General features: G+C 37.7%; 13 protein-coding genes. All 13 read right to left on the reverse strand.

Annotated elements, in window-relative coordinates:
- Positions 1-69: 69 nt before the first annotated feature.
- On the reverse strand, positions 70-339 hold the full coding sequence (locus tag RCG22_RS08045) for a YlmC/YmxH family sporulation protein (protein ID WP_098261116.1): 270 nt from the start codon (positions 337-339) through the stop codon (positions 70-72).
- A 96-nt stretch (positions 340-435) separates the two neighbouring features.
- The gene (sigG, locus tag RCG22_RS08050) at positions 436-1,215 is read right to left on the reverse strand and encodes an RNA polymerase sporulation sigma factor SigG (RefSeq protein ID WP_026566385.1); all 780 of its coding nucleotides are present in this window, start codon (positions 1,213-1,215) and stop codon (positions 436-438) included.
- Between the two features lie 344 nt (positions 1,216-1,559).
- Entirely contained in the window at positions 1,560-2,279 is a 720-nt protein-coding gene (sigE, locus tag RCG22_RS08055; protein ID WP_098261115.1) for an RNA polymerase sporulation sigma factor SigE, read from the reverse strand.
- A 44-nt stretch (positions 2,280-2,323) separates the two neighbouring features.
- A complete protein-coding gene (gene spoIIGA / locus RCG22_RS08060; protein WP_308107111.1) occupies positions 2,324-3,262 on the reverse strand; it encodes a sigma-E processing peptidase SpoIIGA in 939 nt (312 codons plus the stop codon).
- 211 nt (positions 3,263-3,473) lie between these two features.
- Entirely contained in the window at positions 3,474-4,610 is a 1,137-nt protein-coding gene (gene ftsZ, locus RCG22_RS08065) for a cell division protein FtsZ (protein WP_098261113.1), read from the reverse strand.
- A 38-nt stretch (positions 4,611-4,648) separates the two neighbouring features.
- Positions 4,649-5,941, reverse strand: coding sequence for a cell division protein FtsA (gene ftsA, locus RCG22_RS08070; RefSeq protein ID WP_308106465.1), 1,293 nt, complete (start codon positions 5,939-5,941; stop codon positions 4,649-4,651).
- Between the two features lie 126 nt (positions 5,942-6,067).
- A complete protein-coding gene (locus tag RCG22_RS08075) occupies positions 6,068-6,430 on the reverse strand; it encodes a small basic family protein (protein WP_308106466.1) in 363 nt (120 codons plus the stop codon).
- Positions 6,430-7,161: a DUF881 domain-containing protein gene (locus RCG22_RS08080; RefSeq protein ID WP_308106467.1), complete on the reverse strand. Its 732-nt coding sequence runs from the start codon at positions 7,159-7,161 to the stop codon at positions 6,430-6,432. The genes RCG22_RS08075 and RCG22_RS08080 overlap by 1 nt, the downstream gene beginning before the upstream one ends.
- Positions 7,162-7,216: 55 nt before the next feature.
- Complete coding sequence (locus RCG22_RS08085; protein WP_286137850.1) at positions 7,217-7,927, reverse strand: DUF881 domain-containing protein; 711 nt, start codon at positions 7,925-7,927, stop codon at positions 7,217-7,219.
- The gene (locus RCG22_RS08090; RefSeq protein ID WP_308106468.1) at positions 7,914-8,693 is read right to left on the reverse strand and encodes a cell division protein FtsQ/DivIB; all 780 of its coding nucleotides are present in this window, start codon (positions 8,691-8,693) and stop codon (positions 7,914-7,916) included. Before RCG22_RS08090 ends, RCG22_RS08085 begins: the two co-directional genes overlap by 14 nt.
- Before the next feature lie 295 nt (positions 8,694-8,988).
- Entirely contained in the window at positions 8,989-9,897 is a 909-nt protein-coding gene (gene murB / locus RCG22_RS08095) for a UDP-N-acetylmuramate dehydrogenase (RefSeq protein ID WP_098261109.1), read from the reverse strand.
- A 61-nt stretch (positions 9,898-9,958) separates the two neighbouring features.
- Positions 9,959-11,062: an undecaprenyldiphospho-muramoylpentapeptide beta-N-acetylglucosaminyltransferase gene (gene murG, locus RCG22_RS08100; RefSeq protein WP_098261108.1), complete on the reverse strand. Its 1,104-nt coding sequence runs from the start codon at positions 11,060-11,062 to the stop codon at positions 9,959-9,961.
- Positions 11,063-11,226: 164 nt separating this feature from the next.
- Positions 11,227-12,327: a stage V sporulation protein E gene (gene spoVE, locus RCG22_RS08105; protein WP_098261107.1), complete on the reverse strand. Its 1,101-nt coding sequence runs from the start codon at positions 12,325-12,327 to the stop codon at positions 11,227-11,229.
- Positions 12,328-12,410: the final 83 nt, after the last annotated feature.

The following is a 12,410-nucleotide window of genomic DNA, read 5'->3' on the forward strand; positions in this document are numbered from 1 at the left end:
TCCCATACCTCTTTTGTTTTTCTATAGTTTACCATGAAAAGAAAAAATGGTCACCGTTAATAACTAATATCATCCTTCAGTTTCCGAAGGTAACATCTCCTCACTTCCTCTATATCGAACCAAAATTACATCCTGACCAATTTTTATGATATTTTTCCAAGGAATAACGACGTCATCATCTTTTCCAAAGAACCCTAGTACTCTGCCGCTGCCGCTAATCACAACCGCATCGATTTTTCCTGTCGTTAAATTTATCTCAATATCACCAATATTTCCAAGCCTTTTTCCATCTGCTACATTAACCACATCTTTTATTTGGAATTCGGATATTTTCACCATCATCTCTCACTCCCAATTTAATTACTATAGAAAATATATGATAGTTCCACCCATTTTAGTAAAAGGAATAAAAAATAAAGCTGCCCAAAGGACAGCTTAACTTTGAATATTTTTATTCATTTGTCTGATAGCCGCCTTCTCTAGTCGAGAAACCTGAGCTTGTGAAATCCCGATTTCATCCGCGACCTCCATCTGGGTTTTTCCTTGAAAAAATCGTTTACGTAAAATTAATTTTTCACGATCGTTTAACCTTCGCATGCCTTCTTTTAAAGCAATTTCTTCAATCCAGTGGATATCTTTATTCTTCTCATCGCTTAATTGGTCCATTACATAAATCGGATCGCCGCCATCATTATAAATTGGCTCGAAAAGGGACACTGGGTCCTGTATGGCATCAAGGGCGAATACAATTTCTTCATGTGGAACCTCTAAGACCTTGGCAATTTCTTCTGCAGTCGGCTCCCTTGAAGTCTCGCTCATCAATCGTTCCCTTACTTGAAGGGCCTTATAGGCAATATCCCTAAGGGACCTTGACACACGAATTGGATTATTATCACGAAGATACCTTCGAATTTCTCCAATAATCATCGGAACCGCATAGGTTGAAAACTTTACGTTTTGGCCTAAATCAAAGTTATCAATTGACTTCATCAGCCCTATACAGCCAACTTGAAACAAGTCGTCAACAAACTCTCCTCGATTGTTAAAACGTTGAATGACACTTAATACGAGTCGTAAATTACCGTTGACGAGCTTTTCTCTGGCATAAATATCGCCCTCTTGCATTTGCTTGAAGAGTATTCTCATTTCTTCGTTCTTTAAGACAGGAAGTTTTGCTGTGTCCACACCGCAAATTTCAACTTTATTTCGAGTCAATCCTTTTCCCTCCTCACAGGAGTTGCTGTACAAAAAACAGTATCTCCTTGAGAAGGAAAAATATGCACTTATCCACGTTGGTGGACAAGTGCATATTTGTCGAAAAATGGAATAAAGTCGCGAAAATCTTAGGTTTTTTTTATGAAAAAAAAATTCTTTTCCCGCGGTAAAAATAGTAATTCGTTTTACTTAGACAACTGTCTAGCTACATCGCCCAGCGTCTAGTGGACTTCGCTCTCCTCCCTACGATAAGTCAACATCGAATCGCTACGCTCTCCGTGTTTCCTTTATCTCAGTCGAAGCGCTCCAGTCCATACGCCGCTAAACGGGCGATTCCGCTTTTCTTATACCATTTTATTAAATTCTTTTCGTAGCCTTTTAATAATTCTTTTTTCTAAACGGGAAATATACGATTGAGAAATACCCAGCATATCAGCTACGTCTTTTTGTGTTTTTTCTTCTCCATTTGTAAGGCCAAACCGTAGTTCCATTATTTGTTTTTCACGGTCTGTCAGTTGATGGAGAGCTTTAGTCAAAAGCTTTCGATCCACGTTCGCTTCTAAGTCCTTTGTGATAATATCATCATCTGTTCCTAATACATCAGATAATAAAAGTTCATTCCCATCCCAATCAATATTTAATGGCTCATCAAAGGATACTTCAGATCTGATTTTATTATTACGTCTTAAGTACATGAGAATTTCATTCTCGATACATCTAGAGGCATATGTAGCTAGTTTTATTTTTTTCTCAGGATTAAAGGTGTTTACAGCTTTTATTAATCCAATCGTACCAATACTAATTAAATCCTCGATATTAATCCCTGTATTCTCAAATTTCCTAGCAATATAAACAACCAGACGAAGATTTCGCTCAATTAATATCGACCTTGCAGCTTTGTCGCCACCGGGAAGTTTTTTTAATAGCATCTCTTCTTCATCTTTATTCAAAGGAGGCGGTAATGCCTCGCTACCACCAATATAATAAACTTCATCTGTTTTTAAGCCTAATTTCATTAATAGTTTATACCAGTAGTAGGATAGGCGAAGCCTCCATTTTTTCATGCGTGTTCCTCCTTCTAAAATATGTTTTTCTGAGTATAGTAATATTAACTTACCTTAACGGTATCTGTTTGGTGCTTTTGTCCTGTCAGCATCTTTGGATGAACAATACATTGAAATGCATCCTCACTAGAGAGTTGCTTAATTGTGAAAGATACAAGTCCCTTTTCACATAAATACTGAGTCCCATTGTGTTCAATTAAGATACTTTCAGGTTTAACTGCTATGATCAGCTGATGCTCTTGTCCAATAACTCGCGTAGGAATGATTCTAAGCCTATTTTGCCATTCCTCTGGGAGCTCCCCGCTGCCATTAATAAGGGCATCAGGATCGTCTGCAAGTTTCCTTATTATCCCAGAGATAGTGTCTAACTGGTTTTTAATTGATACAAACATAACAGGAAGCTTTGACAATGGATCATAAAGTTGATTTCCACTATCCACTAATCCTTTTAGAGTAAGGGTTTCGTTGTCAATTTTCACAGTTACCTTAACAATTTGATCAAATTGTATTTTGGTCATCTCCATACTTTCAATATTTTTTCTAGAGAAGTGCCATGCGACAGGAAATCCAATAAAGACAAATAGCCAGCTAATTGGATCCCCGAACCCTTTTACACTTGTCATTAGGACTCTAGTGGTCAATTCAGAGTCATATTGAATAAAATAATGGGTCCCCATTAATGCCCCGCCAATTAAAAAAGTTGAAACATAAAGTGTCATTAAGGCTTTAAAGAAAAAAGTTAACCGTTTATACCCAAAGGCTATTAATACCATCACGATTGAAAATAAGAATTTTGAAATTGGGTGGCTTGTGTAGACATTTAATGGTGTAAATGATAATAAAATGATCAATGAACCAATAAAGCCACCAGCAAACAGCCGTGCTAATTTTACTTCTCTTTTTAGAAAAATAGCTGTTAAATATAGAAGCAGGCTATCAAAAAACAAATTTAGTGCCCAAATCACATCTAAATAAATAGTCAGGCGAGCTTCCTCCCTTTAAATTGTCAGCTTTTCCTTTCTGTTTACGAAAAAGTATAACGTACTTGTATGGCTGAAGTGTGTCACTTTCTGTAATCAAAAAAACAGAATTTTCCACTATTCACAACGGATTTTGTCAGATAGATTTGGTTGCAATAAAATAGAAAAAGACACGACCTATTGTTGGCCGTGTCTTTTTTGTTGTATTCAATATTTATCTTCTCCGATTACGATTGCGTAAGAAGGTTGGAATATCCAATGTTTCTTCTTGGGAAACTTGACTGTGGCGAACTGGTTCTTGCTGAACCTCTTCACGTTTTGGCTGTTCCCTCTTAACATTGCCCATTGTCGGCTTAGCTTGTCCAAATGTCGGACGAGTAGCTTTTTGCTGCGTACCTTCTTCTTTAAATCCAGTCGCAATTACTGTAACAATAATTTCATCTTTAAGCGCCTCATTGATAACCGAACCAAAAATCATATTAACTTCCTGGTCAGAAGCAGTGGCTACTATATCGGCAGCTTCTTGTACTTCGTAAAGACTTAAATTTGTTCCGCCTGTAATGTTCATTAGAACCCCTTGTGCTCCATCAATTGAGGTTTCTAATAAAGGAGAACTAATAGCTTTCTTTGCAGCCTCCGCTGCACGGTTTTCACCTGCAGATACACCGATTCCCATTAATGCAGAACCCTTATTAGACATAATTGTTTTCACATCTGCAAAGTCCAAGTTAATTAGACCGGGGACAGCAATTAAATCCGAAATACCTTGAACACCTTGGCGAAGCACATTATCTGCTTCACGGAATGCTTCAAGCATCGGCGTGCTTTTGTCAACGATTTCCAAGAGTCGATCATTAGGAATGACGATTAAAGTATCCACAGCTTCTTTCATTGCACCGATACCGCCAGATGCTTGACCTGAACGTTTTTTACCTTCAAATGTAAACGGGCGTGTAACAACACCCACAGTCAATGCGCCTAAGTCACGGGCAATTTGAGCAATTACAGGTGCAGCACCTGTACCAGTACCACCGCCCATTCCAGCTGTTACAAATACCATATCTGCGCCGCTTAACGCTGCTTCTAGTTGTTCTTTACTTTCTTCTGCAGCTTTCTTCCCCACATCAGGATTTGCACCTGCTCCTAGTCCGCGGGTAAGCTTTGCACCAATTTGCATCTTAACTTCTGCTTTGGAAAGATTTAATGCTTGAGCATCTGTATTAACTGCGATAAATTCTACCCCTTGAACGCCATGTTCAATCATACGGTTTACCGCGTTATTACCACCGCCGCCAACACCGATTACTTTTATTGTTGCAAGAGAATCTAAATTTGTATCAAATTCTAACATGACAATCCTCCTAATTCGTCGCTTCCTTTTTCGAATTTCTATTCAAAAAAGTAACCAAGGAATTTCTTTACTTTTGATGACATCTTATCTTCCGGATGTTTTTCTACTTTTGGTTTAGGCTGTTGTTGTTTTGGTACTCTCTTTTCGACAGGTTCAGCAATAGTTGATGAACCAATGGTACCACCTGGTAATCTAGCATTCTTGTAGGCGTATTTAATTAAACCAACAGCCGTAGTATATTGAGGTTCTCTCACACCAATATAGTCAGGCACGGCAATTCGGACCCGGTTTTGCAAAATTACTTGGGCAAGTTCTAGAACACCTTGCATATTTGCAATTCCGCCAGTTAAAACATAACCGCCGGGGAGATCACTTAATCCTAAGCGTTTCATCTCATGTAATACTAGTTCAAAAATTTCTTCCATTCTAGCTTCAATAATATCAGAAATTTCCAGCTGATTAAATTGCTGATGTTGATCACTACCAATTATTGGAACACTAAACACTTCATCTTCTGAAGCCTCATCATAAAAGGCATGTCCATGTTTAACTTTAATTTTTTCAGCATCTTCAGTTGAGGTTCGTAATCCTACAGAAAGATCTTTAGTGATATAGTCTCCACCAACTGGAATGACACTAGTTTGAGTTATAAATCCCTCTTCAAAAACAGCGATTGTTGTTGATCCTCCACCAAGGTCAATAAGAGCTACCCCAAGGTTTTTCTCATCCTTTGACAAAGCATAATCTCCTGCTGCCAAAGGTTGAAGGACAATGTCTACAATCTCGAGTCCGGCGCGTTCTACACAACGGAGGGTGTTAATGATAATGGATTTAGAGCCGGTAATGAGTGTTCCGTCCATTTCCAAGCGGACACCAATCATTCCGCGAGGATCATTAATTTCATCTTTTCCATCCAAAATAAATTGTTTTCGAATAACGCCAATGTTCTCTCTTTCAGGTGGGATTGATCCAACATGTGATGCCTCAATAACACGAATGACGTCCTCATTCGTAATTTCTCGGTTTTGGCTTGAAACTGCTACAATCCCATGACAGTGTTGCAGCATAACATTGTTCCCGGAAATGCCAACCACCACATCCCGAATTTCCATCCCAATCATTCTTTCCGCTTGTTCAATTGCCCTTTTAATCGAATGAACGGTGTCGTCCATGTCTACAATGGAGCCTTTTCGTAATCCTTCAGACTTCACATTTCCAACACCAATTATATTTAATGAGTCTTTACCCGAGTCATTGACCATTTCACCAATGATAACTTTCACACTGGATGTACCGATGTCAAGACTAACATATATTTCATTGCTGTTCATTCTTTGGCACCTCCTTTAGATTTCCTTAAGTTGAACAACAACTATATTTTTTTGTCCAAGAAAAGTTTCCATAGTCATATTTTATTAAATTATTCGTCACAACTAAATGATTCCCTTTAAAAAATTTCAATTTTTTTCTACTTTTTCTTTGTTTGTTGACCATTTCGTCAATATTATTCGCCTTATTACGGCAATATTCTGAAATAATCTAACACCAAACGCGAAAACTGCCGCTAAATATAAGTCTACACCAAGATGTACACCGAGAAAAGCTAAACTTGCAGCAAGCATAATATTAAAAAAGAATCCTGATACAAACACCTTTTCGTCATATATATTTTGCAGGTAAGCCCTGATTCCACCGAAAAGAGTGTCGAATGCCGCTAAGACAGCAATCGACAAATAATTGGAATATTCTTCAGGAATTCGTATCTCTGATAATAAGCCAAGAATGATCCCAATTATTAATCCAATGAATGGAAGCCACATTAAGAATCGCCCCCTTCTTTTTCCGGTTCCATGTAGCGGATACGTATGGAATTATCATAGGCTGGTACCGTTATGTTCAGATTTGGTCTTGAAACGGAAAGTTTTAGATTTTCAATAAAAAATTCTTCCAAAGATTTGGATACTTTCATCCGATTGTATAGTTTTTCAGCTGAACTATTACCATCAACACCCACGATAATTTCAATTGGCAGACTATTAATCGTATGTCCATCGATTTTTGTGACCCCATTGATGTCACGAATCACAGTCGTATTAATAACTCTTTGGCCATCAATCGCCACATATTTTGCTTCATACATATTTAATTCGTTAAGTAACCTTTTTAAAAGTTCTGGAGAAACAACCTTATTCACTGGGGTACCCGGCTTGATTTCTTCGATTACCGGCTCTATATGTAATGTAATTCCAGGAACATTTATTTCAGTTAAACCAGCTTCAATCTTTAATTCCTTTAGTGTATCGATTAAAGTTTGTTCTTTACTTTGTTTTCGCTTAGATTCATAGGCTGCCAGCTTTTCTTCATTCGAACGGATTTCACTTAACAAATTGGATTGAAGTTCTTTTTCTTTAAGTAATGCTTCACGCAGCTGCCAAATATCACGTGTGTCACGTTCAGCAGGTTCTTTAACCGTTTGAAATTGGACAGCAATCATGAAACCAACCAAGACTGCTATCAATGTAAAACTTGCATTAAGTTTTTGGTTGTCCACTTTTTTTCACCTAACCTTTTAAATTATCAACTCGTGGACAGTACTTAGAAATAGCCTAACTCCCTAGAATTGGATTTAGGACAATTTCATCGTCTTTTTCTAATGTAAAAACGATATTATCATTCACTAGTTGATCCTTCACCCCTCCAATTAGGTTTATCGATGACGAGAGGACGTCAGGGTCTCCGATGGCTGTAATTGTAAATGGTGCCGGATGTTCAATACCATCAACCGTTATAACCGGTCCATTACAAATAATATAAGAATGGCTAGTCAGCCTTTGTCCATTTATGGCAACTGCTGCAGCTCCTGATATATATAGTTCATTGACCACTTTAAATACGTGATGTTCATGAACGAGGTAATTATTGATGTTGTCTTCTTTTGGGTCGTATGCACCATCAGTGAGGGTAACCTTGACCCCTTTCCCATGGACTTTCACCTTTCCTAAAAACATTCGATATTTTTCAGCATCTTCTGCAAGGTTAAGAAAAATCTGTGCTTCCTTCGAAAGTTCCTTTTCATTTTTAAGAACCATATCTTGTTTTTGGTTTAACTCCTTTTGCAGTTCACGATTGCTTTTTTCTTCTGCAATTAATTGATTTCTTAATGCAAGCGTCTTCTCCCATTGTTTACCAGATACGTTGGGGTTTTTTTCTTTATTTTCTATTTGCGTCAAATGATAAGAAAAAGCAATCATAAATCCTAATACAAGGCAGACTAGGGATAAAACAACATGTTTACCCCTTACCTTAATCTTGCTCAACTTTTTTTTCCTCCACTTCCGATTCAAAAGACTTAAAATATGATCCTACTTCTAAGTCAATAATCCCCTTTTGGTTAGGGTCTAATTGCGAGATAATTGAAGGATAATACAACATCTTTTCCGAAAAACTTCTTAATGTCGCACTCACCTCAAATCCATCATTCATAAATAATGAAATATGGTAGGGATCTGTTTTCTTCGGAGTGTAATGGATTTCAGAAATAGAGTTTGAAATTTCGCTAGGAAGATTTTCTAAATCTTTAACCATTTGATTAAGGGCTCCCCCTTCTTTGAACTCAAATAAAATTGGAGAGTTAACAGGAATTTTATTTGCCTCTCTATTTTTTATAATTTTCCCATTATCCATAATCGGAAAAAACTTATTCCCTTGTTTAAGATAGGCAATTCTTTTATGTTCTTTTACAAAAATAATCACTGTATTAGGCCAACGAATCTTTATTTCTGCCTTTTTGATTTCAGATAATCGCTGTATTTTAGAAACAGTTTCTTCCTTTTTTATTTTCCAAATATTCGTATTATTCGAAAGTCCGCTCTGACTGACTACTTCCTCAGCGGAATACACTCCATTACCTTTAATTGTTATCGTCTTCACATGACTTAAAGGTGATTGTGAATAAGCGATAACAACTATCATTGTAAAAAACAGAATTAACAAGAGCACAAGTCGTCTATTTGCTTTTCGTCGTCTTTGCTCCTTTAACTTAGGGATTCGGTCCTCGAGAGCAACAATTTTTCCTTTTTCCATTTATTTTTCCTCCAAATAAAAAGCAGCTGCCTCAGGAAAAGCTTTCTATGCCTGTCCAAACATTCGATAGTGTTACCTCGAAAAGAGAAACAACGGCACGAAAAATCATGCCGTCTGTTACTTTTCGAGGATGCACCTATAATATTATCAGTAATTATAACACAATATTTGTCATTCGTACGGGAATTATGATAAGAAATGAAAGTATTATTTCTTGGAAATTTTGCTACTTGTCTTATCCCATCGTCCGAATAGCGGCTAGTATACTAGCCGCTATTCGGACGATGAATATTTCTTACTTTCTCCCTACTATTTCTACTTCTGTTTCCATTTTTACTTCATATAAACTGTAAATGATATCCTTTACATGTTGAATTAAGGCAAGCACATCACCTGCTGTTGCATTTCCGGCATTCACGATAAAGTTCCCATGCATTTCTGATATTTTTGCGCCGCCGATACTATATCCCTTTAAGCCAGCTACTTCAATTAATTTTCCAGCGTAATTCGGCAATGGATTCCTGAATATACTTCCCGCACAAGGAAAATTCCACGGCTGTGTTTCTTTTCGATAATCCTTATTCTTAATCATTTGTGAAACAATTACTTCTTTATCACCTTCAACAAGCTGAAATGAAGCTTCCACAACAATGCCGGGTCGGATTTTCTGGAGGACCGATGTTCTATAAGAAAACTTCATTTCTTCATTCGAAAGCCACTCCATCGTCCCATCTTCAAATAAAATATGAGCCCGTGTCAGTATTTTGCTAATATCAGATCCATGTGCACCTGCATTCATATATACTGCACCGCCAACAGATCCAGGGATTCCACTAGCAAATTCCAGACCGGACATCCCTTTTTTACTAATAAGGGTAGCCAAACTTACCAAGGAATGTCCGCCGCCTACTGTAATCTCTGTGCCATTGATTTTGAGTTCATCAATTCCGGAACCGAGTTTAATTACTGCCCCTTCAATGCCCTTGTCAGAGACTAAAAGATTAGAACCTCTCCCAATTGCCCGCCAATTTAAGCTGTATTTTTTCACCAACCCCATAACCTGTTTTAAATTTTCTACAGATGAAGGTTCAATAAAAAGATCAGCAGGGCCGCCTATTTTAATCGTTGTGTGGTTGACAAGCGGTTCATTTTTTTTCACTTTACCAATCTTTAAATTTTCTAATTCAGTTATAATTGCGTCCATATTAATCACCCTAACTTTCCAAGATGCATTTATTTCAGTTTATGCTGCAAACTATTTTGGGCTACCCTTGTTTTGTCTTTACAAGCTCCTGCATTAAGGAATAAAGTCGAAAGGCTGAATCCGGAACACCCATTTTTTTAGACTTAAGCTTCATTTCCTTTAAATTATCCTTATTTAAAAGAATACGATCTATATGATTTACAAGGCTTTTATTATTTAAATCCTTTTCTAGGAGTAATTCTGCCGCGCCATGGTCACTTAATGATCTTGCGTTTTTCTCTTGATGATTATTTGTAACATATGGGCTAGGGATAAGAATGCTGGGAATACCGAGCGAAGTAATCTCTGCCAGTGTCGTTGCTCCTGCTCTTGAAACCACTAGGTCAATCCCCGCCAGAACTTCTGGCATATTATGAATAAAAGGTTTAATTACTACGTTTTTAGGGTTTCCAATTAAGTCCACTTCTTTTTTGACATCTTCAAAATGAACGTCACCTGTAATATAAAGAATTTGATATGGTTTTTCAGCCAATTCTGCAAATGCCTTTACGACAGCTTCATTTATAGGTCTTGCACCACGGCTGCCTCCAAATACTAAAACAGCTGGCATTGTTGTACTAAGTCCTGCCGCAAGCCGACCTTGAATCCCATCCTTGCCAATTACTTCAGATGCACGAGGATTACCTGTGAAAACCGTCTTCTCTTTCGGAAAGAATTCTTTAGCTTCTTCAAAGCAGATTGCAATTTTGTTTACATAACGGCTTAAAAATTTATTAGTTAACCCGGGAACACTATTTTGCTCGTGGATGATTGTCGGGATTCCTAGCTTTGATGCAGCATATACAACCGGCCCGCATACATATCCACCTGTTCCTATGACAATGTCCGGTTTGAACTCCCTTAACATTCTTTTACTGTCTTTTACACCTTTTAGAAAGCGCAGGACAGTTTTAATATTTTCAAAGGAAAGCTTTCTTTGAAAACCAGTAATATGAATGGATTTAAAAGCTATATTCTCCCTAGGAACAAGTTTACTTTCCAATCCGTTACGAGTCCCTATGTATAAAAATTGTGCATCTTTATTTTGTTTTTGAATTTCTCGAATGAGTGCAAGGGCCGGATAGATATGTCCACCTGTTCCTCCACCGCTAACAACTATTTTCATTTTTTCCACCTCATTAACTATTTAACACCAGATTGCCATAACTATCTTACTATAAAAACGAACGAAATAACTCATATGAAAAAAGAATGTTATCTAATTGTAAAGTTATCAATTACATTTCTTATTAAAATAAAAAGAACCCTGCCACTAAACAGGGGGAAGGTTCAAAATCGTGAATACCTGCTAATATTAAGGAGAACCCCGATAGCCATTAACATTAACGTCAATGAAGAACCTCCATAGCTTAAAAATGGCAAGGTAATACCCGTAACGGGCATAAGCCCTGTAACAACTCCGATATTAATCATCACTTGAATCGCCACCATGGCGATAATTCCCACCGCCAAAAAGCTGCCATATAAATCTGGTGCACCTAATGCAATTCGAATCCCTCTCCATAACAACAATGCAAATAATAGTAATATGAACGATCCACCAATAAAGCCCAATTCTTCTGATAAAATCGCAAAGATAAAGTCCGTTTGTGGTTCTGGTAAGTAAAAGAACTTCTGCCGACTTTCGCCAAGTCCAAGTCCAAACAATCCGCCTGGACCTATCGCGTAAAGCGACTGAATAATTTGAAAGCCACTATTTTGCGGGTCGGACCAAGGGTCTAAAAAGGAGGTTATCCTTTGGATTCGATACGGTGCCGAAGCAATTAAGCCCACGAAACCGGCGACACCTAATAGCCCAAGAAAACCAAAATGGCTAACCCGTGCACCTGCAATAAATATCATCACGACACAGGTTCCCATCATAACCGTTCCTGTACCTAGATCCGGTTGAAGCATAATCATTGAAAAGGCAACAAAGGCAAGCCCTAATGAGGGAACAAGACCTTTTTTAAAAGAAGTAATCAGCTTTTGTCGTTCTGAAAGATATTTCGCCAAAAACGCAATCATCGCCAGCTTCATAAATTCTGAGGGCTGGATGGAAAATGCTCCTACCCCAATCCAGCTTCGAGAACCATTTCTCTCATTACCAATCCCAGGAATTAAGACTAAAATTAGTAGGACAAAACAAGCAATAATGAAGGTTTTCGACCAGGTCCGCCATGTCCAATAGTTAATGTTCATAATAAAAAACATGGCAATTACTCCAACCCCTGCAAAAAGAGTTTGTCTTTTTGCAAAGAAAAAGGAATCATTAAACTTATGTTCAGCCCAAATAGCACTTGCACTGTACACCATGATAAGCCCTATAGCCAATAGCGTGAATGTTACGATCATTAAAATAAAATCAGGAGTTGTTCTCTTTGTCGGCACAACATACACCTCAACTGCTAAGTTTTAGGGCTCCGTTATATTAACATAGATAATTGTCTAGCTTGAGCACTAAACGCGTGCTT

Source organism: Neobacillus nitrireducens (assembly GCF_030915405.1).
GTDB lineage: Bacteria > Bacillota > Bacilli > Bacillales > Cytobacillaceae > Neobacillus.

What these genes read in the sequence shown, in the direction of transcription:
- RCG22_RS08045 (WP_098261116.1), bottom strand. Translation starts at nt 339, where the DNA reads ATGGTGAAAATATCCGAATTCCAAATAAAAGATGTGGTTAATGTAGCA.
- sigE (WP_098261115.1), bottom strand. Translation starts at nt 2,279, where the DNA reads ATGAAAAAATGGAGGCTTCGCCTATCCTACTACTGGTATAAACTATTA.
- ftsZ (WP_098261113.1), bottom strand. Translation starts at nt 4,610, where the DNA reads ATGTTAGAATTTGATACAAATTTAGATTCTCTTGCAACAATAAAAGTA.
- ftsA (WP_308106465.1), bottom strand. Translation starts at nt 5,941, where the DNA reads ATGAACAGCAATGAAATATATGTTAGTCTTGACATCGGTACATCCAGT.
- RCG22_RS08075 (WP_308106466.1), bottom strand. Translation starts at nt 6,430, where the DNA reads ATGTGGCTTCCATTCATTGGATTAATAATTGGGATCATTCTTGGCTTA.
- RCG22_RS08090 (WP_308106468.1), bottom strand. Translation starts at nt 8,693, where the DNA reads ATGGAAAAAGGAAAAATTGTTGCTCTCGAGGACCGAATCCCTAAGTTA.
- murB (WP_098261109.1), bottom strand. Translation starts at nt 9,897, where the DNA reads ATGGACGCAATTATAACTGAATTAGAAAATTTAAAGATTGGTAAAGTG.
- murG (WP_098261108.1), bottom strand. Translation starts at nt 11,062, where the DNA reads ATGAAAATAGTTGTTAGCGGTGGAGGAACAGGTGGACATATCTATCCG.